The 24,374-nt window shown below is 65.0% G+C and carries 25 protein-coding genes and 1 tRNA gene; 4 read left to right on the top strand and 22 right to left on the bottom strand.

The genetic code is table 11. The features are described from left to right. Nucleotides 1–30: 30 nt before the first annotated feature. The 13 genes from ACSQ1X_RS11015 to ACSQ1X_RS10955 all read right to left on the bottom strand — a co-directional run bounded on the left by ACSQ1X_RS11015 (nt 31) and on the right by ACSQ1X_RS10955 (nt 13,928). Nucleotides 31–408 carry a hypothetical protein gene (locus ACSQ1X_RS11015; RefSeq protein ID WP_436057699.1) on the bottom strand — a complete coding sequence of 126 codons (378 nt, stop codon included), beginning with the start codon at nt 406–408 and terminating at the stop codon, nt 31–33. Nucleotides 409–418: 10 nt separating this feature from the next. Further along, nucleotides 419–2,419, bottom strand: a complete 2,001-nt coding sequence (locus tag ACSQ1X_RS11010) for a helix-turn-helix transcriptional regulator (protein WP_436057698.1) — start codon at nt 2,417–2,419, stop codon at nt 419–421. Nucleotides 2,420–2,542: 123 nt separating this feature from the next. Further along, nucleotides 2,543–2,938, bottom strand: a complete 396-nt coding sequence (locus ACSQ1X_RS11005; protein WP_028269209.1) for an FKBP-type peptidyl-prolyl cis-trans isomerase — start codon at nt 2,936–2,938, stop codon at nt 2,543–2,545. 43 nt (nt 2,939–2,981) lie between these two features. Continuing rightward, nucleotides 2,982–3,911 (bottom strand): FKBP-type peptidyl-prolyl cis-trans isomerase, encoded by a 930-nt coding sequence (locus ACSQ1X_RS11000; protein WP_055805705.1) that lies wholly within the window; start codon nt 3,909–3,911, stop codon nt 2,982–2,984. Between the two features lie 111 nt (nt 3,912–4,022). Then, entirely contained in the window at nt 4,023–5,387 is a 1,365-nt protein-coding gene (gene pafA / locus ACSQ1X_RS10995; RefSeq protein WP_028269211.1) for a Pup--protein ligase, read from the bottom strand. A 1-nt stretch (nt 5,388) separates the two neighbouring features. After that, a complete protein-coding gene (prcA, locus tag ACSQ1X_RS10990) occupies nt 5,389–6,096 on the bottom strand; it encodes a proteasome subunit alpha (RefSeq protein ID WP_055805706.1) in 708 nt (235 codons plus the stop codon). A gap of 1 nt (nt 6,097) precedes the next feature. After that, on the bottom strand, nt 6,098–6,919 hold the full coding sequence (prcB, locus tag ACSQ1X_RS10985) for a proteasome subunit beta (RefSeq protein ID WP_055805709.1): 822 nt from the start codon (nt 6,917–6,919) through the stop codon (nt 6,098–6,100). An 87-nt stretch (nt 6,920–7,006) separates the two neighbouring features. Next, complete coding sequence (locus tag ACSQ1X_RS10980) at nt 7,007–7,210, bottom strand: ubiquitin-like protein Pup (RefSeq protein WP_028269214.1); 204 nt, start codon at nt 7,208–7,210, stop codon at nt 7,007–7,009. Nucleotides 7,211–7,293: 83 nt separating this feature from the next. After that, nucleotides 7,294–8,913 carry a depupylase/deamidase Dop gene (dop, locus tag ACSQ1X_RS10975; protein ID WP_436057697.1) on the bottom strand — a complete coding sequence of 540 codons (1,620 nt, stop codon included), beginning with the start codon at nt 8,911–8,913 and terminating at the stop codon, nt 7,294–7,296. A gap of 50 nt (nt 8,914–8,963) precedes the next feature. After that, nucleotides 8,964–10,745, bottom strand: a complete 1,782-nt coding sequence (gene arc / locus ACSQ1X_RS10970) for a proteasome ATPase (RefSeq protein ID WP_028269216.1) — start codon at nt 10,743–10,745, stop codon at nt 8,964–8,966. Nucleotides 10,746–10,827: 82 nt separating this feature from the next. Then, entirely contained in the window at nt 10,828–11,895 is a 1,068-nt protein-coding gene (locus ACSQ1X_RS10965; RefSeq protein ID WP_055805714.1) for a tRNA (adenine-N1)-methyltransferase, read from the bottom strand. Between the two features lie 103 nt (nt 11,896–11,998). Continuing rightward, the gene (locus ACSQ1X_RS10960; protein ID WP_436057696.1) at nt 11,999–13,210 is read right to left on the bottom strand and encodes a site-2 protease family protein; all 1,212 of its coding nucleotides are present in this window, start codon (nt 13,208–13,210) and stop codon (nt 11,999–12,001) included. Continuing rightward, the gene (locus tag ACSQ1X_RS10955) at nt 13,179–13,928 is read right to left on the bottom strand and encodes an HAD family hydrolase (RefSeq protein ID WP_055805717.1); all 750 of its coding nucleotides are present in this window, start codon (nt 13,926–13,928) and stop codon (nt 13,179–13,181) included. The genes ACSQ1X_RS10960 and ACSQ1X_RS10955 overlap by 32 nt, the downstream gene beginning before the upstream one ends. A 163-nt stretch (nt 13,929–14,091) precedes the next feature. On the opposite strand from ACSQ1X_RS10955, the gene ACSQ1X_RS10950 reads away from it, so the two are divergent. After that, nucleotides 14,092–14,997, top strand: coding sequence for a PAC2 family protein (locus ACSQ1X_RS10950; RefSeq protein WP_028269220.1), 906 nt, complete (start codon nt 14,092–14,094; stop codon nt 14,995–14,997). A gap of 13 nt (nt 14,998–15,010) precedes the next feature. Here the strand turns inward: ACSQ1X_RS10950 and mshC are convergent, their stop codons facing one another. After that, nucleotides 15,011–16,288 carry a cysteine--1-D-myo-inosityl 2-amino-2-deoxy-alpha-D-glucopyranoside ligase gene (gene mshC, locus ACSQ1X_RS10945; RefSeq protein WP_436057695.1) on the bottom strand — a complete coding sequence of 426 codons (1,278 nt, stop codon included), beginning with the start codon at nt 16,286–16,288 and terminating at the stop codon, nt 15,011–15,013. Nucleotides 16,289–16,303: 15 nt separating this feature from the next. Next, entirely contained in the window at nt 16,304–17,137 is an 834-nt protein-coding gene (locus tag ACSQ1X_RS10940; RefSeq protein WP_436057694.1) for an undecaprenyl-diphosphate phosphatase, read from the bottom strand. A gap of 52 nt (nt 17,138–17,189) precedes the next feature. Between ACSQ1X_RS10940 and ACSQ1X_RS10935 the strand changes: the two genes are divergently transcribed. After that, on the top strand, nt 17,190–18,125 hold the full coding sequence (locus tag ACSQ1X_RS10935; protein WP_436057693.1) for an aldo/keto reductase: 936 nt from the start codon (nt 17,190–17,192) through the stop codon (nt 18,123–18,125). Nucleotides 18,126–18,167: 42 nt separating this feature from the next. Here ACSQ1X_RS10935 and ACSQ1X_RS10930 read toward each other — a convergent pair whose 3' ends face one another. Beyond that, entirely contained in the window at nt 18,168–18,431 is a 264-nt protein-coding gene (locus ACSQ1X_RS10930; RefSeq protein WP_055805727.1) for a hypothetical protein, read from the bottom strand. Between the two features lie 39 nt (nt 18,432–18,470). On the opposite strand from ACSQ1X_RS10930, the gene ACSQ1X_RS10925 reads away from it, so the two are divergent. After that, nucleotides 18,471–18,704 carry a DUF5703 family protein gene (locus ACSQ1X_RS10925; RefSeq protein WP_436057692.1) on the top strand — a complete coding sequence of 78 codons (234 nt, stop codon included), beginning with the start codon at nt 18,471–18,473 and terminating at the stop codon, nt 18,702–18,704. Nucleotides 18,705–18,738: 34 nt separating this feature from the next. Here the strand turns inward: ACSQ1X_RS10925 and ACSQ1X_RS10920 are convergent, their stop codons facing one another. Both ACSQ1X_RS10920 and ACSQ1X_RS10915 read right to left on the bottom strand, forming a co-directional pair. Continuing rightward, entirely contained in the window at nt 18,739–19,917 is a 1,179-nt protein-coding gene (locus ACSQ1X_RS10920; RefSeq protein ID WP_436057691.1) for an acyl-CoA dehydrogenase family protein, read from the bottom strand. Between the two features lie 46 nt (nt 19,918–19,963). Continuing rightward, nucleotides 19,964–21,268: a M20/M25/M40 family metallo-hydrolase gene (locus ACSQ1X_RS10915; protein WP_436057690.1), complete on the bottom strand. Its 1,305-nt coding sequence runs from the start codon at nt 21,266–21,268 to the stop codon at nt 19,964–19,966. A 165-nt stretch (nt 21,269–21,433) separates the two neighbouring features. Here ACSQ1X_RS10915 and ACSQ1X_RS10910 point away from each other — a divergent pair. Continuing rightward, nucleotides 21,434–21,516, top strand: a tRNA-Leu gene (locus tag ACSQ1X_RS10910). Between the two features lie 130 nt (nt 21,517–21,646). On the opposite strand, the gene ACSQ1X_RS10905 is transcribed toward ACSQ1X_RS10910, so the two are convergent. The 4 genes from ACSQ1X_RS10905 to ACSQ1X_RS10890 all read right to left on the bottom strand — a co-directional run bounded on the left by ACSQ1X_RS10905 (nt 21,647) and on the right by ACSQ1X_RS10890 (nt 24,284). Continuing rightward, nucleotides 21,647–22,237, bottom strand: a complete 591-nt coding sequence (locus ACSQ1X_RS10905) for a hypothetical protein (protein WP_436057689.1) — start codon at nt 22,235–22,237, stop codon at nt 21,647–21,649. Nucleotides 22,238–22,268: 31 nt separating this feature from the next. Continuing rightward, on the bottom strand, nt 22,269–22,826 hold the full coding sequence (locus ACSQ1X_RS10900) for a Pr6Pr family membrane protein (protein ID WP_436057688.1): 558 nt from the start codon (nt 22,824–22,826) through the stop codon (nt 22,269–22,271). A gap of 77 nt (nt 22,827–22,903) precedes the next feature. After that, a complete protein-coding gene (locus tag ACSQ1X_RS10895; RefSeq protein WP_436057687.1) occupies nt 22,904–23,656 on the bottom strand; it encodes an HNH endonuclease family protein in 753 nt (250 codons plus the stop codon). A 124-nt stretch (nt 23,657–23,780) separates the two neighbouring features. Beyond that, the gene (locus tag ACSQ1X_RS10890) at nt 23,781–24,284 is read right to left on the bottom strand and encodes a hypothetical protein (protein ID WP_436057686.1); all 504 of its coding nucleotides are present in this window, start codon (nt 24,282–24,284) and stop codon (nt 23,781–23,783) included. Nucleotides 24,285–24,374 lie beyond the last annotated feature (90 nt).

Genomic DNA, 24,374 nt, shown 5'->3' with positions numbered 1-24,374 from the left:
GAAGTCCTTTCCTCGAAATACATCCTACGTCTAACCGAAATCGATGTCGCGCAGCGCCTGGGGCTGGCCACGGTCCGCTTTGCGCTGAACCCGCCGGCGGCGGCGTTCATCCCTGCGGGAGGATTTGGACGTGAGGTAATCATGTCTCATCTGCATCGGCGAGGCAAAAACCGCTGAACCGGCCAATGGGTGCCGTCCCGGGTCGTGCTCCCCGTCGGGCGTCTGGCCCAGCAACGGTGCAGGGTCGGTGAGGTTGGCGAGCGGTGCGCCGAACCGTTCACCGGCGGCACCCAGGTCCCTGGCCGTGGCCATGAACTGCCTGAACAGCCTTATTCCCAACAGCACGTAAAAAAGAAGGGAAACGGCTACGAGCGCTATCCAGATCAGGATCCAAGACCACCAAGGCATGCTGAGTAGTCTAGCCGCCGTAGCGGGCCAGGGCCGCGCCGATCCAGTCACCGGCAGCCTCAGCCAGGCTGGCGGGCGCAAGAATACGGACGGCTCCGCCATGCTGGGCAACGAACGTCGGCAGCCACCCGGTGCTGCCGAACCTGATTTCGGCAAGGAGACCGCCGTTGGGAAGCGGAGCCGTCCGCTCCGAGTAGTAGTCGTCGGCAAGCCCGATGGCCTGCGGAGCCAGTTCCACGGTGACCAGAGTGTCGTCGTCGTTCGGGGTGAAGAGTTTCACCGGGAAACCCTCGGCGGGCTGTGCAGCTTCGGTCACGGGCCGGCCGTTTGGTTCCAGGCTCTCGATGCGGTCCAAGCGGAAGTTCCGGAGCCCCTGTGCGCTGTGGCAGTAGGCCTCGAAATACCAGGTGTTGTCCAGTGAATAGAGCCGCAGCGGGTCGACGTCCCGTTCGGACATGGCGTCGCGTTGCGCGGAGAAGTAGGCGAGGTGCAACTGCAGGCCGTCCGCGATGGCCTGCCGGATCGTCGAAAGGTATGCGGAATTAGCCGGGCCCACCTGGGGTCCGGCGATGGACGCTGCCTTCAGGCCCTCCTCGCCCGCCGCCGCCATCAGTTTCACCGTGACGGACTCCAGGGCGCTCCCCTCTGCGAGCTCGGGCAGGCCGTTGAGGGTCTCCAGGCCCGTCAGGAGAGCGCAGGCCTCGTCCACCGTGAAGCGGACCGGACGGTTGAGGTCAAGGTCCTGGGTGATGAAGACGTGGTCGTCTTCCCACTGGATGTCCAGGAGGTCATCCGGGTACCCCTCGGGCAGGCCGGAGCAGATCAGGATCCGCAGGTCGTCTTCCAGTTCCTTCCGGGTCACGCCGAAACTGGAAGCAACCTCGGTGATATGCAGGCCCTGGTTGTGGACCAGGAACGGCACCAGCTGAAGCATCCGCTTGAGCTGGTCCTCGGACGTTCGCTTACGCGGGCGCTTCGCCGGGGCAGCTTCTGAAAAGACGATCGCGGGCGCCGGCGACGCTACGAAGTCCGCTGCAGCTTTCAGCCGCCTCCGGACTGCCGATACCAGTTCGGCCGGCGCGCGGACCACCACGTTGGGCCCGTAGGAGGCGAGTTCCTCACCCAGCACCTCAGCATCCCTGAAGGGGACGCTGAGCCGGTCCCACCCGGCGTCGGACGTCTCCAGCGGCGCGTCCAGCGGGATGTCTGCGGGGGCTTCGGTGGCGCGCTTGCGCAGGCCGAGCACCCTGCCTTCCGCCACCTCCACCACCGCGGACTGCACCGGCAGCTCGGGGAGGGAGTCCAGTTCCAGCCGGACGTTGAAGCCTTGCGGACGCGAGTAGTGGTCTTTCTCCTGGACGGCTACGGCGGACGTAAAGCGGGACAGACGGAAGAAGCGCTTCGCTTTACGGGCCCGGTCGAAGCCCACCAGGTACCACTGCCCGAAGCGGCTGCCCAGACCCCAGGGCTCAACGGTCCGGGCTTCTTCACGGCCCGTGCTGCCGGCCAGGTAGGCGAAGCTGACGGGATGCTGGGCGTGCATCGCCCTGATGAGGTCCTCAAAGGCCTGGCCGGCGGGCTTGATCCGCGGCTGAACGCCGGCCGGCAGTTCGGCCTCCGTGAGGCCGCCGGCCGCCTGCAGCTTGCGCATGGCGTCCTGCGCTGCCGATCCGAGTGCGGCCTGCTCCCAGAGCTGCGCCGCCAGGATGAGCACCGTGCATTCGGCGGAGGTGAGGCTGACGTCGGGGAGCCGGTTGGACTCCTTGCCGATGCGGTAGCGCGTTGTGGCAGGATCGTCCGAGCCCCAGCCCTGGTCCATCACTGTTTCGACGTCGAAGCCGAACTGGCGGAGGTCGCTCTTGTCCCGCTCGAACATGCGGCCGAAGGCAACCTCGCTGCTGCTCGTGTCGTGGTACACCTTGTCGCGCAGTTCACTGCGCCGCAGGCCGTAGCGGGTGTTGAGGAGCGCGATGAGCAGGTTCAGGAGGCGTTCTGTACGTGAGGCGGACACCTTGGCTACGTTACTAAAGCCGTTGCGCCTTAACCCCGAAAGCGCGGCAACAAACGGAAATTTCCTTCCGATTGTTACCGCGCTTCCTCAGGTGTGTCCGGCTGGCGCCGGACCGTCGTCCGTTTAGCGGACTCCGACGAGGTCCACTACGAAGATCAGTGCTTCGTTGGGTCCGATCGCTCCGCCGGCGCCGCGGGAACCGTAGGCGAGCTCGGAGGGGATCTCCAGGCGGCGGCGGCCGCCGACCTTCATGCCCAGCAGGCCCTGGTCCCAGCCCTGGATGACCTGGCCAACGCCAACGCGGAAGTCCAGCGGTGCACCGCGGCCCCAAGACGCGTCGAATTCTTCGCCAGTGGACCAGGCGACTCCGACATAGTGGGTGGAGACGGTGTCGCCCGGCTTGGCCTCGGCTCCGTCGCCCTCGATGAGATCGGTGATCACCAGTTCGGTGGGGACATCCCCCTCGGGGAAGTCAATTTCCGGCTTCTGGCGGTCGAAATTGCGTTGTCCAAATGACATGCTTGCTCCTTCTTAGTTTGGGTTGGCTTGGAGGTTGAGTGGCTTATTTGACGCCGAGGATATCGACGACGAACACGAGGTCGCCCTTGGCTTCGCCCTGTCCGGCATCACCGTAAGCAAGGTCCTTCGGAATCACGAGGAGGACCCGGGAGCCTACGTTCTTGCCGGCCAGGCCCTGCGTCCAGCCCTTGATGACGCCGGTCAGCGGGAAGCTGGCCTTTTCGCCGCGGTCGAAGCTGGAATCGAACTTCGTGCCGCCGTTCAGGGTGACACCCACGTAGTTGACGGTCAGGGTATCGGTTTCCTTGACCGCCGGGCCGGTCCCCTTGATGAGATCCTGGGACACCAGCTCAGTGGGTGCCTTCACACCGTCAACAGAGATCTCCGGGATTCCTTTGTCGTTTTCCTTGACGGTCGGGAGTCCGGCAGGCGGCGTGACCGTCTCACCCTCCGGCTTGTCCAGCACCTTAGGGGCGTCCTTGGCGGAGAGCACCTTCACAACAAGCAGCTGCGTGGGGCCGGCCTCGGCGCCTTCCGCGGCGGCCTGGCCCGGCACGGCGAGGGCAAGCTGCGAGCCTATTTTGGCGCCCACAAACGCGTTGTAGATCACGGCGTTGCCGGTCTTGAGGGCGTCGTTCAGCTCAAGCGGCTCGGGGTCCTTGGCGAAGGTGTCTTCGAGGGTGCTGCCGTCCTTGCCGCTGACGGCGAGGATCGAGATGTCGGCGATCTGGTTGGCCTTCAGTCGCTCTCCGTCACCCTCGGTGACCACCTTGACGGTGGGTTCCTTCACGTCCAGAGGCTTGTCGAATTCGACACCGGGTGCCTTCTTGTCCCCGTTATCCGTAAGCTTCAGGGAGTCGAGCTTGGCGGTCTCGCCAGCAGACTGGCTGGTGGGCTCCGGGGCTGCAGGCGATCCGCCGCAGGCGGTGATCAGCAGCAGTCCGGGAATGAGAATTGCTAGTAGTCGGCGCACGTAAGAACTTTCGTCGGGGCAAGATGGATGCGATGCCGCGAGTGGTGCGCGCGGCAACGCAGTCGGGGCCGGATAAACGGCCCCATCCAGAATAGCCCCTGAAGCTGGGTATCAGCCCATAGAGTCCAGCAGGGCGTCCACGCGTTCGTCCACGTTGCGGAACGGATCCTTGCACAGGATGGTCTGGTGGGCCCGGTCGTTCAGCTTCAGATGCACCCAGTCAACCGTGTAGTCGCGACCCAGTTCCTGGGCACGGCGGACAAAGTCGCCGCGGAGCTTGGCGCGGGTGGTCTGCGGCGGCGCATCGACGGCGTCCTTGACGGCTGTGTCATCCACCACCCGGCGGACGGCTCCCCTGGACTGCAGCAGGTAGTAGAGGCCGCGCGTGCGCGAAATGTCGTGGTAGGTGAGGTCCAGCTGGGCGATCCTCGGAGCGTCCAGCCCGAGTCCGTGCCGGTTACGGTAGCTGTCCATCAGCTTCTTCTTGATGGCCCAGTCGATCTCGGTGTCGATCGTACTGGTGTCCCCGCTCTCAATGGCAGTGAGCGTCCGTTCCCAAAGGTCCAGGATGAGGGGCACGTGCTGGTTGTGTGCGCCGTTTTCAGCGACGAAGGACGTGACTTTGTTCAGGTACTCGCGCTGGATCTCCAGCGCCGTCAACTGCCGTCCGTTGGCAAGGCGGATGAGCGCCCTGCCACTGAGATCGTGGGAGATCTCACGGATGCTGCGGATCGGATTCTCCATCCGCATGTCCCGCATGATCACGCCGGCCTCGATCATCCGAAGGATCAGGTCCACGGTGCCGACTTTCATCAGGGCCGTGGTTTCGGACATGTTGGAGTCACCCACGATCACGTGCAGGCGGCGGTAGAATTCCGCGTCTGCGTGGGGCTCGTCCCGGGTGTTGATGATGGGCCGCGACCGGGTGGTGGCCGAAGAAACGCCTTCCCAGATGTGGTCCGCGCGCTGTGAAAAGGCGAAGGTGGCGCCGTGTGGGGTCTTCAGGATCTTTCCGGCCCCGGCGATGAGCTGGCGCGTCACCAGGAAGGGAATCAGGATCTCCGCCAGCCTCGAGAATTCCCCGCGGCGGGGTATGAGGTAGTTCTCATGGCTGCCGTAGGAATTGCCTGCGGAGTCAGTGTTGTTCTTGAACAGGTAGACCGTGCCGTTGAAACCTTCGGCGGCAAGTCGTTCCTGTGCCTCGTCCACGAGGTCGTCCAGGATCAATTCGCCTGCGCGGTCATGGGCGATCAACTGCGCCAGGTCATCACATTCGGCGGTTGCATACTCGGGGTGGGACCCCACATCGAGGTACAGCCGGGAACCGTTGGTCAAGAAGACATTGGATGAACGTCCCCAACTGACCACCTTGCGGAAGAGGTAGCGTGCCACCTCCTCAGGTGCGAGCGGACGCGAGTCGGGGCTCGAGTATGAGATCCCGAACTCGGTTTCAATGCCGAAAATTCGCTTGTCCATTTCAGTTCTCCTCAGACAACAGGGCGGCGATTTCGTCGTCGCCGAGGCGCCGGAAAGCCCGCCGGGATCCCCGGGTGCTCTCTGAGGCGCGGTCCAGTACCGCCACTTCCAATGCTGACGCCGGCAATTCGCCGGCCTCCTTGTCCGTGACGAGCCCCTTCATAGCGAGCCTGATGGCACCGGCGAAGTTCAGTTCCCGCTGCCATCCGCCCTCGACGGTCTCGGCGACTTTGTCGGCCTGGCCGCCCATCACGATAAAGCGCTTTTCGTCAGCGATTGACCCGTCGAACGTCAGCCGGTACAGGTGGTCGTCCGCCGCACTGCCCCCGACTTCCGCAACAGCAAGCTCAACTTCGAACGGCTTCTGTTCGGCCGTAAACACGGCGCCGAGGCTTTGCGCATAGACGCTGGCCAGTCCCCTGGCGGTGACGTCTTCCCGGTCATAGGAGTAGCCGCGGACATCCGCGTACCGGACACCCGCCTGGCGCAGGCTCTCGAACTCGTTGTACTTGCCGACGGCGGCGAAAGCGATTTTGTCGTAGATCTCGCCGATTTTGTGCAGCGACGGCGACGGATTCTCCGCGACGAGGGCAATCCCCTCTTCACAGCTGATCACCACGACGGAGCGGCCCCGGGCAATTCCCTTCCGTGCGAAATCCGCACGGTCCTTCATCAGTTGTTCGGGCGAAACATAAAACTGTTGAGTCATATCAGGCCTCCCGCCGTGCGGCAGTTCTGGCCTCGATGATGGCGCCCGCTACGGCAGCCAGATCATGCTCGGGGATGCGCCTGGCGCCTGTCCGGCCCACGGTGTAGACAACCGGCCACAATTGCCGGACGGGGTCCGGCCCGCCAGTTGCCGAGTCGTCATCCGCGGCGTCGTAGAGGGCTTCCACGGCGACAGCGACCGCTTCGTCCTCGGTAAGTCCCGGCCGCCAGAGTTTCTTCAGGGCTCCCCGGGCAAACATGGAACCGGAACCCACGGCATGGTGTTCCTGCTCCTCATATCGTCCGCCGGTGACGTCGTAGGAAAACAGGCGGCCGATGCCCGCCGGCAGGTCGAAGCCGGCGAAGAGCGGCACCACGGCCAGGCCCTGCATGGCCATCGGCAGGTTTCCGCGGATCATTGCGCCGAGCCGGTTGGCCTTGCCCTCGAGGCTCAGCAGCGTTCCTTCGATCTTTTCGTAGTGTTCCAGTTCCACCTGGAACAACCGCGTCAGGTCGATCGCGATGCCTGCGGTGCCCGCAATTCCCAGCACCGAGTACCGGTCGGCCGGGAAGACCTTTTCAATGTGCCTGCTCGCGATGACGTTCCCCATTGTGGCGCGCCGGTCGCCGGCCATGAGGACACCGCCGCCGTACGTCAGCGAGACGATGGTGGTGGCGTGCGGCACCTGCAGCGGCTGTGAACCGGCGGAAGCTGCAGGCAGCGGCTGGTTGAAGGGAAGTAAGCCGGGCCTGTTGCGTTGGAGGTGTTCAGTGAATGATGACGTCGCGTTGGCAGCTACCTGGTTGGCTGTGGTGTCCTGCACTGATGCACTCCTTCAACGTGGTGGGTCAACGTCTCTTCGGCCGTCCGGGCTGCCGTCCCTTCGGTTCAGGCGGTGGCAGCCTGGGCCCTATTGGCCGCCTTTTTGGACGAAGGCCCGGACGAATTCTTCGGCGTTGGATTCGAGTACGCCGTCGATTTCGTCAAGAAGATCGTCCACACCCTGGGTGGCTGCCGATGCCTGGGCGTCCCCGGATGCGGGCGGCGTGGCGGGGGCGTCGTCTTCGAATTCGTCATCGCGTGACTGCGGCTGCTGCTGCTCCTGGCCTGCCATTTCCTTCTCCTTCTTTCCGTCCCCGATGAGAGGGGACATCCTGTAAGCCCATATTGCCACGCCTTAAGCCGTGGTGGGGTGCTTTATGCCGGTGGCGGAGGCGGAGTTTGTCCCAGCAATTCGGCCAGGAACGATCCGGCGTCCCTGTGCCTCGCGAACAGGCCTCCGGTGAGGGCTTCCGTGCCCCTCAACGGCTCGCGGGTAGGCACTCGCTGGAGGCGTCCGTGGCCGGGGACATCGAAGATTACCGAGTCCCAGCTGGCGCCGACAACGTCTTTGCTGAAGTTGCTGACGCAGCGCCCCCGGAAATAGGCGCGCGTGTCCGACGGCGGTTCCGTGACCGCACGGGCGATCGTTTCGTCGTCGACGATCCTGTCCATGCGGCCCCGGGCGAGCATCCGGTGGTACAGCCCCTTTTCCGGCCGGACGTCGGCCCACTGCAGGTCCACAAGCCCCAGCCGGGCGTCGTTCCACTCCAGTCCGTCCCGCTGCCGGTATCCGTCCAGCAGGGAAAGCTTGGCCAGCCACTCCACGGACGAGCCAGCGGCGGTTCGGTTGCTGTCGAGATCGGTCAGTGTTGCCGCCCAGCGTTCCAGGAGGGCGTGGGTATGGCCGTCTCCGTCCACGGCATCGCCCACTCCGGTGTCCTGGGCGAGCTTGGCGGCGGCTTCGTAATAGATCCACTGCAGGTCCAGGGCCGTGACCCGTCGTCCATCCAGGAGCCGGAGGGTGGCCGTCAGCGAGGTGTCGTGGCTGACGGTCTGGAGGGCAGCTACCGGCTCGTGGACCTCGATGCGTGGTGCCAGCCCGGCCTCTATCAGGCTGAGCACCATTGCCGTGGTGCCGAACTTCAGGTAATTGGCCACCTGGCTGAGGTTCGCATCACCGATGATCACATGCAACCGGCGGTACTTGTCCGCCGTGGCGTGCGGCTCGTCCCGCGTGTTGATGATGGGCCGGCGGATGGTGGTCTCCAGGCCCACCTCCGCCTCGAAGAAGTCGGCCCGCTGGCTGATCTGGTACCCCGGCCGGGAGCTGTCCTGGCCAAGGCCCACGCGGCCGGCGCCGCACATGACCTGGCGCGTGATAAAGAACGGCGTCAGCCCGCGGACGATGTCGCCAAAAGGGACCACTCGCGGCATGAGGTAGTTCTCGTGCGAGCCGTAGGACACCGATTTGTTGTCGGTGTTGTTCTTGTAGAGGTTCACCGGCGGCAGCTGCGGATCGGTCGCCATTCTGCGCACCGCGGACAGTGCAACGACGTCCCCGGCGGCGTCCCAGGTGACCGCATCCGTGGGACTCGTGACCTCAGGGCTGGAATACTCAGGATGCGCGTGGTCGACGTACAAGCGCGCGCCGTTGCCCAGCACCATGTTCATCAGGAGCGAGCCGGTTTCGTCCTCGCCGTCCTGCTCCAGTTCTTGCCGTCCGTAGGCCAGCGCCACCGCTTCGGCGTCAAGGACCGGTGGCTGGTCCGTCAGCTGGCTGGGATCCGCCTGGTTCCGCTCCAGCGTCCAGCCGCGGGCATCGTGCAGCGGCTCCTCATCGGTGTAGTCCCACCGGGTTTCGGCGCCGCCGGCGGCGCGCTGCCGGGTCAGCTGGGCGTAAGCCTGGATCACGCGGGCGGACATCATCGTGGCATTGGCGCCCGGGGCCGATGGGGCATGGATGCCGTATTCCGTCTCCGATCCCATCACCCGCATGGCGCCGCCTACCGGCAGCGGCCCCCCTGGTAGCCCGTCGCGGCGAGGCGTCACAGGTACTGGCCCGTGTTGGGCATTGTCTCGATGGATTTACCGGGCTCCTGTCCTGCCTTGCCCTGGACGATGGTGCGGATGTAGGTGATGCGCTCACCCTTCTTGCCTGAGATGCGTGCCCAGTCATCCGGATTGGTGGTGTTGGGCATGTCCTCATGTTCACGGAATTCGTCGACGACGGCGCGCAGCAGGTGGTCGATGCGGAGGCCCTTTTGCTGCGTGGTCAGAAGGTCCTTGATGGCGTACTTCTTGGCACGGTCCACCACGTTCTGCACAACGGCGCCGGAGTTGAAGTCCTTGAAGTAGAGCATCTCGGTATCCCCGTTGGCGTAGGTCACCTCGAGGTACTCGTTGGACTTCTCGGTGGAGTACATCGCTTCAACGGTGCGCTGGATCATGGCATCTACGGTTTCCTGTACGTCGCCGCCGTGTTCGGCGAGATCGGACTCGTGGAACGGGAGGTCCGTGGTGATGTACTTGTAGAAGATGTCGGCGGCGGCTTCCGCATCCGGACGCTGGATCTTGACCTTGACGTCCAGCCGGCCGGGGCGCAGGATGGCCGGGTCGATCATGTCCTCTCGGTTGGACGCGCCGATGACAATCACGTTGTCCAGGCGTTCAACGCCGTCGATCTCGCTCAGGAGCTGGGGCACGATGGTGGTTTCGACGTCGGAGGAAATGCCGGTGCCGCGGGTGCGGAACAGCGAATCCATCTCGTCAAAGAAGACGACGACGGGGCTGCCGTCCGATGCCTTCTCCCGTGCCCGAGAGAAGATCAGGCGGATGTGCCGCTCCGTTTCGCCCACGTACTTGTCCAGCAGTTCCGGGCCCTTGATGTTGAGGAAGTAGCTCTTCAGGTCCACGTTGCCGGTCCGCTCGGCTGCCCGTGCGGCCAGCGAATTGGCCACCGCCTTGGCGATGAGCGTCTTGCCGCATCCGGGCGGACCGTAGAGGAGGATTCCCTTGGGAGCCTTCAGTCCGTGTTCGCGGTAGAGGTCCGGGTGCAGGAACGGCAGCTCAACGGCATCCCGGATCTGCTCAATCTGCGGGCCTAGGCCGCCGATGTCCTCGTACGTAATGTCCGGGACTTCTTCGAGCACCAGGTTCTCCACCTCGGAGCGCGGAACCTTCTCAAGGGCATACCCTGTCCGGGAATCGATGGAGAGGGCGTCGCCGACGCGGAGCTTCTCCGACATCAATGCCCCCGACAGGCGGATGACGCGTTCCTCGTCAGCGCGACCCACCACGAGGGCACGGTCTGTGCCCAGCATTTCCTTGAGCGTGACCAGTTCTCCGGCGCGTTCGTAGCCGAGTCCGGCTACCACCAGCAGGGCTTCGTTGAGGAGGACTTCCTGCCCCACGGCCAGCTGGTTCATGTTCACCAGAGGGCTCACGCCGACGCGCATTTTGCGGCCGGCGTTGAAGATATCCACCGACTCTTCCGTGGCGGCCTGCCCGCTGTTGCCGGCAGTGGGCTGCCGTTTGGGGTTCAGCTGCAGAATGGTGCCAAAGCTGTAGGGCGGCTGGCCCTCCTGGTCCAGGGCGTTCTTAAGACGCAGGATTTCCGCCTTCGCGGTTTCCAGCATGCCCACCAGTTTTGAATTGTTCTGCGTCGCGGCAGCAAGCTGGCGGTCTATGTGCCGCAGTTTGTCCCGGAGGATGTTCACCTGCCGGTCTGCAACTGAGAGTTCGTTTGCCACATAGCGGGCATTCTCAGGTTCCACAGCCCCTGCGGCTTCGTCCGGTGTCCATGAGGAGTCGTTGTTCGGAGTTTCCATCATGCATCAGCCCCTTCCTGCGCTTCTATTAAGACCATAGCCCCAAGAAGCCGGGTACTGCTGGAGACATCCGAAATACGGACTAGTTCGTGACCTCCGGATCGTCCTTCACATTGGTTCCGGCAATTGCATCGCGGGCAGCGCGGCGGAGTTTCTTGTCCGAGACGAGCCGCTCCCCCACTGCGCCCGGAGTCCAGGCATTGACGTCCTCTTCGTTGAAGTCGGTCTTGGACGGCCGCCGCTTCACCGAGATGCCGGTGACGCCGTCAGCGAGCCTGCGCGTGACCAGCAGGAAGCCGGTGTGGGCGACCATGCGGTGGTCCGGCCGCACAGCCAGGCCTTCCAGGTGCCAGCCGCGGACCATGGATTCCCAGGCATCGGGCTCGGTGAAGCGGCCGTCGGCACGGATGGCCTCCGCCGTCCTGGACAGCTGTGTCACGGTTGCCACGTAGTTGATCCAGACACCGCCGGGGGCAAGGACCGTGGCAACCGCGTCGAGGCATTCCCACGGTGCCAGCATGTCCAGCACCACGCGGTCCACTGAACCGGGAGCTTCGCTGCGGACCACTTCCTCCTGGAAGTCGCCGAGGGAAATCTTCCAGGCGGGGTGCGGGCCGCCGAAGATCGTTTCCACGTTGCCGCGGGCGATGTCCGCGAATTCCTCGCGGCGTTCGAAGGAATGCAGGTAGCCGTTGTCTCCGACGGCGCGCAGCAGCGAAATCGACAACGCGCCTGAACCTACGCCGGCCTCCACCACGCGGGCGCCGGGGAAGATGTCCGCCATGGTGACGATCTGGCCGGCGTCCTTGGGGTACACCACAGCAGCTCCGCGGGGCATGGACAGCACGAAGTCCGAGAGCAGCGGGCGCAGGGTCTGGTACTGCTGGCCCACGTTGTTGGTGACCACTGAACCGTCCACCTTGCCGATGATTTCATCGTGGTTGAGGAAGCCCCGGTGGGTGTGGAATGCTCCCCCGGCCTCCAGGGTGATGGTGTTCATCCGGCCGCGCTCGTCAGTCAGCTGCACACGTTCGCCCTCGCGGAACGGTCCGCGACGCCGGGCAGCGCCCACCGGCGTTGCCCCGGTGGTGCCGGCGGCGTCTGCGGTGTCGACCGGCGTGATGTTGTTGGCGGCAGTTTCGCTGCTCATGGGATATTCCTCGCTTTTGTAAACCTGTGTGGCCGTGCATCAGGATGGCCTGGCACCAGTCGCCGGGCCCGGGGCGCCGGTATTTCACGACCGGCAGGTAACTCTACCGGTTCTGCGCCTTGGCGCGCCCGCCGCGGCGCATTTCCTTGCCTGTAATGGCAGTCACTACGGCGGATTGGCGGAGCAGGCCGGTCACCCTGCCGTGGTGATCGACCACTGCGTACTCCTGTCCTTCGAGCTGGGCGAGGAACTGCACCAGTTCCTGGCCCTGGGACCACTCGGGCACGTAGGCGCCTGCTCCGAGGGCGTGCGAGACCGCGGTTGCCGGCGTCACTGCTGCCGACCCCGCAGGAACGGAGGCGACGGCGACATCGGAGACGATTCCCGCGGGCCGTCCGTCCGGTCCGCACAGGACAATGACCGGAGTTCCCTGGGGGGACAGCCGAAGGATGTCGGCCACCGTGGAGGATTCCGGGATTCCGATGGCCGGTTCGGCGAGGGCGGCGGCGTTGACGAGATGCAGCCGGCTGCGGAGCCGTCCGTGCTGGATGGAAGCCGAGGCCCCCATCCAGAGGAAGCTGCCCACGAGTACCGTGATGAGCATCAGCGACACGTCGGGGCGGTCACCGCGCGCCAGCGGAAGCAGGACGAACCAGACGGCGAGGCCAATGACGATGATCCGGCCTGCCCAGCCTGCGGCCACGGTGCCCTTTTCCTGGCTTCCCGTGGCTTTCCAGACGGCGGACTCTACCAAGCGGCCGCCGTCGAGGGGAAGGCCGGGGAGGACGTTGAAGATGCCGATGAGCATGTTCGCCCAGACAAAGATGTTGGACAGGATGCCCGCCACACCGGAGGGGTCCGCGGCGAGGATGAACAGCCAGCCGGCGCCGGCCAGGGCCAAGTTCGCAGCAGGCCCGGCCATGGCCACCAGCACCGAGCGTCCGGGCGTGGCGGTAAAACCCTCGAACTGGGTGTGGCCGCCCCAGAGGTTGAGTACGATCTTCTCCGTGGGCCAGTGGAAGATCTTGGCCGTCAGGGCGTGCGCGAGCTCATGGACCAGGACTGAGATGAGCAGGAGCAGTGCATAGGCGAACGCCACGTAGTAGGCTGCGATGCCCATGTCCGGGTATTGCCCTTCGAGCACAGGTCCGTAAACAATCACCGTGAACGCGGCGATGATGAACCACGAATAAGCCAGGACCACCCGGATCCCTGCGATGCGCCCCAGTGATATGCCTTCCCTGCGGCCGTTGGGTGCCTTCGGGTCCCCGCCGCGCGTAGGTTCAGTCAAGGCCGTGGCTCCGGACTGCTGCATCCTCGAGGCCGATGTCCCCGGCCGGGAAGTCGCCCCGGCGGGCCACCAGCTGCTGCAGGTCGCTTACGGTGCGTCCTTCCAAGGAATGCCAGGTGGCCCGGGCGGGGTCGGCGGGCAGCGGAACGATGTGCGGGATCGCCACGGTGACTACTCCCGAGGCCATGGCAGCGGCAACTCCCGGTGCTGAGTCTTCCAGCGCCACACAGTCGTGGATGGTGAGCGCGGGGTCTTCCTGTTGCAGAAGTTCAACTGCTTTCAGGTAAGCCTCGGGGTGGGGCTTGCCGTGGGTGACGGTGTCCCCGGTGACCAGGAATTCGAAGTAAGGCTTCGGCAGCGCCGCGACCACCTCGCGCGCCAGGGGCCCTTCGGACATCGTCACCAGGGCGCACCGGACACCTTCCTCGTGGAGCTGGTCCAGCAATTCACGGGCTCCCGGCCGCCACGGAACGGACTTGCGGACTTTGCTGACGACCTGGGCTGTCAGTGAGTCGATGATCTCCCGGGCCTCAAGCTTGACTCCGGCCTTCTGGAGAACGCCGGCGGAGAAAACCAGGGACTGTCCCACCAGCTGCATGGCCTGGGCATGGGACCACTGCCCGCCATGGGCTGCGACGAGTGCATGCTCCGCTTCGATCCAGTACGGTTCGGTGTCGACGATGGTGCCATCCATGTCCCATAAAGCGGCTTTGAGAAGGGGCTGGGAGGCTGAGGATCGCATGGCTCCAAGTCTACGGTGCTGACATCCGGAGCAAGCCGGCAGTACGCCCTTGGCGAATATCCTGCGGGACACTGCGGTGTGGCGCGGTACGGATGCGGCCCGCCGAAGATTTGTGGCGCTTCATTCCATGCACCCGGCGGGGTCTTGGACGTAGGGTGAAGAAATGAATAGCTTCGACGGAGACACCAGCGAACCGGGTGCCACGCCCGAGCCGGAACGGCTGCTGCAGCCCGTGCCAGAAGGCCAGCGCATCACTGTAATGCTCGCCGCCTTCGAGGGGTGGAACGATGCCGGTGAAGCAGCGAGCGACGCCCTGCGCTACCTGAACAAACTGTGGGGCGGCAAGAAGGTGGCCTCGATTGACGCCGACGAATATTACGACTTCCAGTTCACTAGGCCCACCATCCGCCGTACCTCATCCGGGGAACGCAAAATCAAATGGCCGTCCACGCGGATCTACAAGGCCAGTGCCCCGGACGCGAATGTCGATGTGATCTTTGTCCAGGGCACGGAGCCGTCCTACAAGTGGCGGGCCTACACGGCTGAGCTGCTGGTCCATGCCGAGGCGCTGCACGTGGACTACGTCATTCTGGTGGGCGCCCTGCTCGCCGACGTGCCCCACAGCCGTCCGATCCCGGTAAGCACGTCCACGGACGACAGCGCGCTGCGGGAACGGATGAACCTGGAGGCGTCGCAGTACGAGGGACCGGTGGGTATTGTCGGCGTGCTCTCGGAAGTGGCGCTGCTTGCGGGGCTGCCGACCGTGTCCCTCTGGGCGGCGGTACCGCACTACGTCGCCCAGGCCCCCTCGCCCAAGGCGCAGCTCGCCCTCCTTCACCGGATTGAGGAATTGCTCCAGGTGCCGCTCGATACGCACGAACTTGCGGAAGAGGCGGATGCCTGGGAGCGCGGGGTGGATGAGCTCGCCACGGAAGACCCGGAGATTGCTGCTTACGTGCGGCAACTGGAAGAGGCCAAGGACACCGCGGACCTTCCCGAAGCAAGCGGGGAGTCGATTGCCCGCGAATTCGAGCGGTACCTCAAGCGCCGCGGCAAGGACAAACAGTAGGGCCTGGCGAGGTCTAGAGTTCGACGCCGAGCAGTGCGTTAACGGCGTCACTGACCAGCGCCTGGTCCATCGGCGAGCCGGCAACCGACCGCTTCCGCGCGTCGGCGGCCCAGCGGTCCACGGCCGAGAGTGCGCCGGGGGCATTGAGGTCGTCCGCGAGCTGGGCCCGCATTTCGGCGATAAGGGCCGCGGCTGATCCTTGCGGGGCCATTGTCAGGGCGTTGCGCCACTCCTCCAGCCTGGCCTTTGCTTCGGCGAAGCCGGCGTCCGTCCACGACCAGTCAGCGCGGTAGTGGTGGGCGAGGATTGCGAGGCGGATGGCCGCGGGTTCCTCGCCGGCAGCCCGGAGTTTGGATACCAGCACCAGGTTTCCCTTGGACTTGCTCATCTTTTCGCCGTCGAGTCCCACCATTCCGGCGTGGGCGAAGTGCTGTGCCAAGGGAACCCCGGCCAGCGAATAGGCGTGGCCTGCGCCCATCTCGTGGTGCGGGAAGATCAGGTCTGATCCGCCACCCTGCACGGTGAACGGTGCAGGAAGGTATTTCTGCGCGATGACCGTGCACTCAATGTGCCAGCCGGGCCGGCCCTCCCCCAGTTCGCCGCCGGGCCAGCTGGGTTCCCCGGCACGGGCCACCCGCCAAAGCAGCGGGTCAAGGGCCTGCCGCTTGCCTCCGCGGCCGGGGTCGCCGCCACGTTCGGCGAAGAGTTCAAGCATCTCGGTTTCGGAGAGCCCGGACACCGATCCCAGTGTCCAGGCCCCGGCGTCTGCTGACTGCTTGCTGGCGGCCTCGACGTCGTAATAGACGTCGCCGTCCGGCTCACCGGCAGTGCCGGCGACGCGGTAGGCCAGGCCCAGGTGCAGGAGGCGCTCGATCGCGGGAACGATTTCCGGGATGGCTTCGACCGCCCCCACGTAGTGGTCCGGCGCCAAAACGTTCAGGGCCGCCATGTCGGTCTGGAAGAGGTCGATCTGGCTCGCGGCAAGGTCGCGCCAGTCCACGCCCGTGGCCGTTGCCCGCTCGAGCAGGGGGTCGTCGACGTCGGTCACGTTCTGGACATAGGCGACGCGCTGGCCGCCGTCCCGCCACGCACGGTTCAGCAGGTCGAAGGCGACATAGCTGGACGCGTGCCCCATGTGGGTGGCGTCATACGGGGTGATTCCGCAGACATAAAGTGATTGCTCACCGGTCGCCGCCAGGGTGCTGTAGGCCCCCTCGGCGGTGTCGAAAATCCGAACAGCGGGCATTCGGCCCGGTAGCTGAGGGACAGGGCGGGAGATCCAGGATTTCACAGACCAAGCCTAGTGCTAGGCGCTGATGACATTGAAACCGAGCAGTAAGTACAGCGCCAGCCCCAGGAAGATGCGGTACCAGACGAAGAGCCGGTAGCTGCGGGTGGAGACGAACTTCAGGAACCAGCCGATGATCACGTAGCCAACAACGAGGGCTATCACGGTGGCCAAGGCTGTTTCCGGCAGGCCGAAGGGGCCCGTGATCCCTTCCTTGGATACGACCTTGTACAGCTGGTAGAGGCCGCTACCGAACACTGCCGGAATGGCGAGGAGGAACGAATACCGGGCCGCCGCTTCGCGGGTGTATCCCATCAGCAGGCCGGCCGTAATGGTTCCGCCGGAGCGCGACACGCCGGGGATAAGCGCCATCGCCTGCGCGAACCCGTAGAGGATGCCGTGCTTGTACGTCAGGTTCGTCAGGTCGCGCTCCTGGCGGCCTACAGCATCCGCCACGGCGAGGATCAGGCCGAAGACGATGAGCATAGTGGCCACGATCCAGAGGCTGCGGAGGACGGACTCAATCTGGTCCTGGAAGATCAGGCCGAGGACGATGATGGGAAGGCTGCCCAGGATGACCAGCCAGCCCATGCGGGCATCCGGGTCGTCGGACGGCACGCGCCGCGTCAGGGTGCCGAACCAGGCCTTGACGATCCGGACGATGTCGCGCCAGAAGTAGATGATCACCGCAGTCTCGGTTCCGAGCTGCGTGATGGCCGTAAACGCCGCTCCCGGGTCCGCCGCATTGGGAAGGAACGAACCGACGATGCGCAGGTGGGCGCTTGAGGAAATCGGGAGGAATTCGGTCAGCCCTTGGACAAGACCCAGCAGGGCCGCTTCAAACCAGTTCACGTTTATAGACCCTACGTCATGGACCCGGGTGAATCCCCGTAAGCTAACTGCTATGCAGCAGCGTTATGTCGGCAACAGTGGGTTGCGCGTGTCCTCACTCTCCCTTGGAACCATGTCGTGGGCACGGGAGACGGATGAGCAGGACGCCTCCGAACTGCTGCGTTCGTTCGTTGACGCCGGCGGAACCCTGATCGACACTGCCGCCTCCTACGCCGACGGCCAGGCGGAGGCCCTCCTGGGGTCCATGCTTGGCGACGTCGTCTCCCGGTCGGAGGTGGTGATTTCCACCAAGGCGGGAATTTCGACGTCGGACGGCCGGCGGAGCGTCGATACCTCCCGTAACGGGATGTTGTCCGGGCTTGATGCCAGCCTCGCCCGGCTCGGCACCGACTATGTCGACATCTGGTTTGCGCAGGCGTGGGATGCAAACGTCCCCCTCGAGGAGACGCTGTCGGCCCTGGAATTTGCCGTGCGCTCAGGCCGAGCCCGGTATGCCGGTGTGTCGAACTTCACAGGGTGGCAGACGGCCAAGGCCGCGGCGGTGGCCGGCTTCCCGCTGGTGGCAAGCCAGTCGGAGTACTCGTTGCTCCAACGGAAGCCTGAATCCGAGCTCATTCCGGCCATCGAGGACGCCGGCCTGGGCTTGTTTGCCTGGGCACCCCTGGGCCGCGGAGTGCTGAGCGGCAAGTACCGCGGGCACATTCCTGCGGATTCGCGGGCGTCGCAGAAGAGGCTGGCCAGCTACGTGGAGCCGTATCTGGGGCAGCCTGCGTCCAGGATTGTGGAGGCCGTGGCGATGGCCGCGCGGGGACTCGGCCGGTCACCGGTCGATGTTGCCCTGAGCTGGCTGCTGTCGCAGCACGGCGTGGCCACCGCAATCGTGGGGGCCAGGTCCCCCGTGCAGCTCAAGGAGATCCTGGACGCGCAGCTGACTCACGTTCCTGCGGAAATCGCCCGGGCGCTGGAAGACGTTTCCGCGCCGGAGTAGGCAGTCCGACTAGTGAGCATTGGGGCGGGCCGGCGTCCGTAGTCAGTCCTGGACGATTTCCAGGTCCTCGTCGTCTTCGGCATCCTGCTCGTCGTCATCATCCACATCGTCGATAACCTCCAGCGGAGTCACTTCGCCGTAGGCCTCGTAGAGTGAATCGTCATAGACTTCGAAGGCATCAGCAACGGCAAAGAACGCCGCTTCGACCGTTGGGTCTCCTTCACCCCGCCGGGCGGAGGCTGCGATCAGGTGTTCTTCAAGGGCTGTGGTCAGGGACTGAAGCGCGACACGCGGATCGATGCTCATGACTTCACGTTAGTCGGAAATGGACGAAAATGGAGAGCAATGAAAGAACATTTTCTGAGCAGTTCAGTCCAGCGGGAGCGGGACTACGCGAGGCAGTACGAGTACCTCGTACTGACGCTCAGCCCTGACGATTCGCTCCCGGAAGCCCGGCGGCGCCTGGTTGAACACTCCGAGTACGGCAAATGGGAACTGGAACGCAGCGTCCTCTATCTGGGCGGCGGACGGCGCTTCTGGCTCCGCCGGAAAGTCATTCAGGTCCAGCGGACGGTGTAGCGTCCAGCGCCCCGATTAGTAGTGCCGGCGCAATTCAGCGCGGCCGTTGCTCTGGCGTCTCCAGTGGCCCCAGCCAGGCATTGGCCACGGTGTTGTGCGCCGACTCGTCGTCCGAGGGGTGGAACATCCCGGCGAGCACGTCGCGGTAGAGCCGTTCGAGTTCAGTCCCCCGGAAGTAGCTGGAGCCTCCGGAGACCCGGATTGCCAGGTCCACCACCGTGCGCGCAGTTTCCGTAGCCTGGACCTTGAGGCCAACGAGCTTGGGAAACCACTGGCCGCCGTGATCCGCCAGGCCATCAACGTCGCGGGAGAGTTCGGCCAGCCGGGGATATAGGGCGTCCATCGCCATGGCGGCCTCCGCCACCTTCCAGCGGATGTCAGGATCCTGGGCGTAGCTCCGCCCGTCATTCTTGAAGGACGTCCGGCGTTTGACGGCGTCGACGCCCAGCTCCAGTGCACGTTCTCCCAGGCCGGTGTAGACCGCGGCCAGCAGGGTCTCGAAGCAGGCGAAGATCGCGAAAATCAGCGGGTCCGCGTTCGGCCCCACCGGAAGTTTCCGGAAGATCCGGTCCGCGGGCACCACAGCGCCGTCTAGCACCGTGGTGTTCGACTGGCTGGCCCTCATGCCCAAGGTGTCCCAGTCGTCAAGGATTTCGTAGCCGGCGGTGTCCCTGGAGATGAATCCGTGGACGAGTTCGCCTTCGCCTGCCCGGGCCCAATTGTCCTTGCCGAAGATCCCGAGCCTGGTCCACGCCGGAGAGAGGCTGGTGAAGATCTTCCGCCCGGTGAAGCTGTAGCTGCCGTCGGCATGCGGGGTGGCCACAGTCCGTGAATCGAACAGCACCGAGTCGTTGCCTGCCTCCGAATTCCCGAAAGCGAAGATCTCCCCCTGCGCGGCCTCCTGGAGGACAAAGTCCAGAGACGAATCGCCGCGGGCTGCCAGCACATGGGCGACGCCGGTCCACACCAGATGCATGTTGACCGCCAGCGCGGTGGCTGGAGCCGCCGTCGCCAGCTTCCGTTGCAGCTGCGCTGCCGCCGCAAGCCCAAGGCCCAGACCGCCGTCGGAAGCTGGCACAAATATCTTGAGGTATCCCGCTGCGGCGAGTTCCTCCAGATCCTCGGTGAAGAACGCGTTCTCCCGGTCGTAGTGTGCGGCACGGCCCCGGATGCGTTCCAGCAGGGGCTCGGTGAGGATCTGGTCCGGTGTCATGGCCTGGCTTAGGTCAGCTTTCTGTGGCTTGGGAACAGGGTGGGGTTCAGTAGGTGGTCAGCAGCCTGTCCAGCACCCTGGCGCCGAATTTGAGTGAGTCTGCGGGGACCCGTTCGTCCACGCCGTGGAACATGCCGGTGAAATCGAGCTCGTCCGGGAGCTGGAGCGGGGCAAAGCCGTACCCGGTGATACCCAGCCTGCTCAGGGACTTGTTGTCAGTACCACCGGACAGCGTATAGGGAAGGACCTTGGCGCCGGGATCCTCGGCGTGCAGGGCGTCAATCATGGAGTCCACGAGGTTGCCGGCAAACGGCACCTCAAGGGACACGTCGTTGTGGACGTATGACACCTCTACACCTTTGCCGGCCAGTTCCTTGACGATCTCCAGCACCTGCTGTTCCTGGCCCGGAAGCGTCCGGCAATCCACCAGGGCCTCGGCCGACTCGGGAATGACGTTGTGCTTGTACCCGCCTTTGAGGAGCGTCGGGTTGGTGGTGTTCTGCAGCGTGGCGCCCACGAAGCGCGCCACGGTTCCGAGCTCCTTGAGAAGCTTCTCCGGATCGTCCGGATCGAATTCCACGCCCGTGAGTTCCGTCACGCCGTCGAGGAACTGCCGGGTGGTCGGCGTCAGCTCCACCGGCCACTTGTACTCGCCGATGCGGGACACGGCGCTGGCGAGGCGTGTCACGGCGTTATCGGTGTTGATCTGCGAACCGTGGCCCGCCCGGCCGTGGGCCACCAGCCGCAGCCAGGAGAGCCCCTTTTCCGCGGTTTGCAGGAGGTACGTGCGTTGGCCGCCAATGGTGGCGGAGAAGCCTCCGACTTCAGAGATCGCCTCGGTGGCGCCGTCGAAGAGTTCGGGACGCTTCTCGACGGCGTAGCGGGCGCCGTAGGTACCGCCCGCCTCCTCGTCGGCGAAGAACGCGAAGATCAGGTCCCGCTTTGGCTTGCGCCCGGTCCGGGCAAAGTTCCGCATGACGGAGAGGATCATGGCGTCCATGTCCTTCATGTCCACGGCTCCGCGGCCCCAGATCAGGCCGTCCTTGAGCTCGGCTCCGAAGGGATCCACTGACCACTGTTCCCGCAGTGCAGGTACAACGTCCAAGTGCCCGTGAACCACCAGGGCGCTGGCCGAGGGGTCCTCGCCCGCAATCCGCGTGACAACGTTCGCGCGGCCGGGCGCCGATTCGAAAATCTCCGCGTCCAGCCCCACTTCGGTGATGAGGCCCGCGGTGTATTCCGCGGCCGCACGCTCCCCCGGTCCTGTTCCGTCGCCGTAGTTCGAAGTGTCGATCCGGATCAGTTCCTGGCAGATCCTGACAACTTCATCCTCGGGGCGTCCTTCAGTCATGTTTCACTCCTCGTGGGGGCGGCCTGATTGCTGGTTTCAGCCTACCCACAAGCCCCCTCCAACCCTCGATTATTTGTTTCCGGAAAAGTCGTGCTAGAGTCTTTCTCGCTGCTTCGGAGAAATCCAAAACGCTGAAAGGCGGAAACGATCTCCGAATTACCACCTGCGCGGGTGGCGGAATGGCAGACGCGCTAGCTTGAGGTGCTAGTCCTCGAAAGGGGGTGGGGGTTCAAGTCCCCCTCCGCGCACAAGGGAAAACCCCCGGAATCCAAGGATTCCGGGGGTTTTTTTCTGTGATGTCGCGCGCATGATGGCATGACGAGAGCTCCTGAAACATGCCGGCATCGTGATGACCCGCCCGTGGCTAACCCGCCCGGGCTAACCCGCCGGCGGAGCGGCGGGGACGCTGAGTGCAGCGCCGTTGCCCCAGCCGGCGTCCACTGCAGCCTGCGAGAGCGCGCGGGCCATCGCGTCGCCGTCCGGGACGCCGGAACCGGCCATGGGCGGTGATGCCACGTAGGGCATCTCGAGGGTCTCGTTGCCACGGACTGCTGTGAGGACGACATTCGCGGAAGCGCCGCCGGCCTCACCCCGGAAGTATCCCGTCCACTGCAGGCATGCGAAGTCGCCGATGCCGGTGACCGGTGAGCAATCCGGCGTCGACTTGGCTTTGGAGATGTCGGCGGCCGACGCGGGAGACGTGAGTGCCACCGACAGGGCCGTCAGACCTCCCTCTTTTGACTTGCTCGAATAGGTGCACAGGTACGCCTTGCTGCCTGGCGGCCTGGCCGGGCTGTTCTGGCCGGCAGGCATGAGCCCGGGTTCGACCTTCGCCGCAATCTCCGGGGTGATGAGATTGCAGGCCGGGCTGCCCGTGCCGGAGGAGGGGCCAGACGACGAGGTCTGCCCGCTTTGGCCCGCAGGCTGGGAACACGCGGCGAGGAACAGCGCGGGCACTGCCACGAGCATGACCCCGAGTCGGGTTGGCCAGGAGTGGTGACTAGGCATGGGGTTCATTTCCGGCCTCGCGGGCGAGGCCTACCCGGGCGTTGCCGGCCAGATGCACGAGCACCCCGGCTATGAGGAACGCTGCGAGCACCTGGGCGCTCGTGGCGATCACTGCCGGCCAGCCGCCGTCGAGCCTCGGGTCCAGGAAGTCGTAGGGATACCAGCCGTCGAGGGCGCCGCGCCCCCACGAGAAGATCAGGAATGCGACCGGGTAGCAGAGCCACAGGAGGGGCCGCTGCCACGGACCACGGACGGTGCAGGTGACGAGGAGCCAGTCGAGCGCCGCGATCACCCGCGGGCGTGCGGCCGACACAAGCAGCACGAGCCCAAGGACGAGGTTCGACTGGAACGTGAACTGGGAGATGAGCTGGGGAATGTCGACGGAGTTGCCCGGCTGCGTCGCGTCGAAGAGCTCCTGGGCGAGGGCGGCGAGCATGGCCAGTCCGGCCCCGCCACGCGCCACGCGGATCCAGGGACGGTCCGGATGCAGGGCCCGGTTGGCGCCCACGTTGCGTTCAATCGGGGGAACCAGTGTCAGCAGCACACTCATTGCACCAGTGTGGTGCCAAGGGGGGACGGTCCCCAGAGTCAAAAGTACCGGTGATGGAACGGGGCCATCGCCCGGGATCACGCGCAGTCGGTCAGGATGCCTTGGATCGCGTCGTGCTCGGGCGGGGTGACCCAAAGCTTGTACTTTGCCTTCACCGCGGTGATCCGGACTGTATATTCGCACCTGAAGGCCTTGTTCGGCGGAAGCCAGGTGGCGGCGTCCTTGTCGGACTTGGCTATGTTGGAAGGACCGTCGGCGGCCATGAGGTTCAGGGGATCGTTGGCGAACTCCCGGCGCTGGTCGTCGCTGATCTGCTGTGCCCCGGTCTGCCAGGCCAGGGACAGCGGGACGATGTGGTCTATCTGGACAGCCGAGCTGGTGTCCGCGCCGCGGACAAACCGGATTGTCTTGCCGGTGTATCTGTCAGCCAGGGTTCCGGTGGCAACTACGCAGTCGTGAGTGCCGGGTTTGAACGTCTCTCCGGTCAGGTCCCGGGCCAGGATGTCGTTGCGTGTGTCGCAGCCGTTGTGGTCCGTGTCAGCCCAGGCGGGACCGAACCGGTCGCGGCTGTAGCCGGTCTTCGGAGCGCGCCCCTTCACCGGGATGGAAGCGAGCCGGGCGACGGCGGCAGCGATCTCATCGGGGTCGATGGCCGGCTGTGCGGCCGGATTTTTCCCGTCAACAGAAGGTGCGGCGCTGCGGAGGGCTTCCGCGATTGCGGTTCCGGCGGATTCCGCGGCGCCGCAGCCGGCCAGGCCTCCCAGTAGTACAACGGCTGTCACAAGGGTCAGTGCTTTGGAGCTGCGGCGTGGAATCGTCTTGTCCTTCATTGATACGGAGTCCAGCTCAGGCTATCGCCGCTGCGGGCACTGACTTGGCAGGCGTGGGGGTGGCGCCCGTCACAGCAGTCCAGTCGGCTTAGTGCCGCCGTCCGCAACAAGCACACGGCGGGGCCTAGGGCGTGCCGTATGCCGAGCGGGAGCCGTAGAGGTACGCGAGATCGTTGAGCGTCTGCAGGGTCAGGTCCCGCGCCTGTGTAACTGATCCTTCGCCGGCAAGCGTCTTCAGGTACTCAAGCTCAAGGCGGCCGCGGACGCCGTCGGCCGTTGAGTGAATGTCTGTGACCGCGAGGAGCGCAAAGGCGACATGCCGCCGCTCCATCCACAGGCCGGCTCGCAACGCGAGCCTGAACAGTCCGTCAAGCTCCAGGCCGGCGGGGGCTTTGGCCTTACCCACGTAGATTTCGGCCGCGAGGCCGGACTCTGCAGCCGTCCATCGGAATCCGACGGGCACGCTGCGACCTTTCCTGGACAGATACGTGGCGGACACGGCCAGCTGCTGCCCGTTGTCCAGGCCTTCATTGGTCAATGCAATGTCGCTCAGCTTCTCCTGCCGGCAGGCGGCTATGAACTCCTGCACGGCCTTGTCCCACAGCCGGTCCGTAACTCCGTTCTCCATGTCATGCACCCCCAAATAAACGGTACCGGCCAATGGCGCGACGGGTCAGGAGACTCGCTGCTGCAGCTTCCAAAATGCCGGCCCGGCAGG

It is taken from the genome of Arthrobacter sp. LjRoot78 (assembly GCF_964254335.1).
Lineage (GTDB): Bacteria > Actinomycetota > Actinomycetes > Actinomycetales > Micrococcaceae > Arthrobacter.
This window is presented reverse-complemented; position numbering and strand designations above follow the sequence as displayed.

Excerpts from the sequence above, each read along its gene's own strand:
- ACSQ1X_RS11015 (WP_436057699.1), bottom strand. The coding sequence starts at position 408 with ATGCCTTGGTGGTCTTGGATCCTGATCTGGATAGCGCTCGTAGCCGTT.
- ACSQ1X_RS10965 (WP_055805714.1), bottom strand. The coding sequence starts at position 11,895 with ATGAGCAGCGAAACTGCCGCCAACAACATCACGCCGGTCGACACCGCA.
- arc (WP_028269216.1), bottom strand. The coding sequence starts at position 10,745 with ATGGAAACTCCGAACAACGACTCCTCATGGACACCGGACGAAGCCGCA.
- ACSQ1X_RS10890 (WP_436057686.1), bottom strand. The coding sequence starts at position 24,284 with ATGGAGAACGGAGTTACGGACCGGCTGTGGGACAAGGCCGTGCAGGAG.
- ACSQ1X_RS10915 (WP_436057690.1), bottom strand. The coding sequence starts at position 21,268 with ATGACTGAAGGACGCCCCGAGGATGAAGTTGTCAGGATCTGCCAGGAA.
- ACSQ1X_RS10935 (WP_436057693.1), top strand. The coding sequence starts at position 17,190 with ATGCAGCAGCGTTATGTCGGCAACAGTGGGTTGCGCGTGTCCTCACTC.
- ACSQ1X_RS10905 (WP_436057689.1), bottom strand. The coding sequence starts at position 22,237 with ATGCTCGTGGCAGTGCCCGCGCTGTTCCTCGCCGCGTGTTCCCAGCCT.
- ACSQ1X_RS10895 (WP_436057687.1), bottom strand. The coding sequence starts at position 23,656 with ATGAAGGACAAGACGATTCCACGCCGCAGCTCCAAAGCACTGACCCTT.
- ACSQ1X_RS10960 (WP_436057696.1), bottom strand. The coding sequence starts at position 13,210 with ATGCAGCAGTCCGGAGCCACGGCCTTGACTGAACCTACGCGCGGCGGG.
- ACSQ1X_RS10950 (WP_028269220.1), top strand. The coding sequence starts at position 14,092 with ATGAATAGCTTCGACGGAGACACCAGCGAACCGGGTGCCACGCCCGAG.
- prcA (WP_055805706.1), bottom strand. The coding sequence starts at position 6,096 with ATGACTCAACAGTTTTATGTTTCGCCCGAACAACTGATGAAGGACCGT.
- ACSQ1X_RS10980 (WP_028269214.1), bottom strand. The coding sequence starts at position 7,210 with ATGGCAGGCCAGGAGCAGCAGCAGCCGCAGTCACGCGATGACGAATTC.
- ACSQ1X_RS10955 (WP_055805717.1), bottom strand. The coding sequence starts at position 13,928 with ATGCGATCCTCAGCCTCCCAGCCCCTTCTCAAAGCCGCTTTATGGGAC.
- dop (WP_436057697.1), bottom strand. The coding sequence starts at position 8,913 with ATGCGGGTGATGGGATCGGAGACGGAATACGGCATCCATGCCCCATCG.
- ACSQ1X_RS11005 (WP_028269209.1), bottom strand. The coding sequence starts at position 2,938 with ATGTCATTTGGACAACGCAATTTCGACCGCCAGAAGCCGGAAATTGAC.
- ACSQ1X_RS10920 (WP_436057691.1), bottom strand. The coding sequence starts at position 19,917 with ATGACACCGGACCAGATCCTCACCGAGCCCCTGCTGGAACGCATCCGG.
- ACSQ1X_RS10930 (WP_055805727.1), bottom strand. The coding sequence starts at position 18,431 with ATGAGCATCGATCCGCGTGTCGCGCTTCAGTCCCTGACCACAGCCCTT.
- ACSQ1X_RS10925 (WP_436057692.1), top strand. The coding sequence starts at position 18,471 with ATGAAAGAACATTTTCTGAGCAGTTCAGTCCAGCGGGAGCGGGACTAC.
- ACSQ1X_RS10900 (WP_436057688.1), bottom strand. The coding sequence starts at position 22,826 with ATGAGTGTGCTGCTGACACTGGTTCCCCCGATTGAACGCAACGTGGGC.
- pafA (WP_028269211.1), bottom strand. The coding sequence starts at position 5,387 with ATGGACAAGCGAATTTTCGGCATTGAAACCGAGTTCGGGATCTCATAC.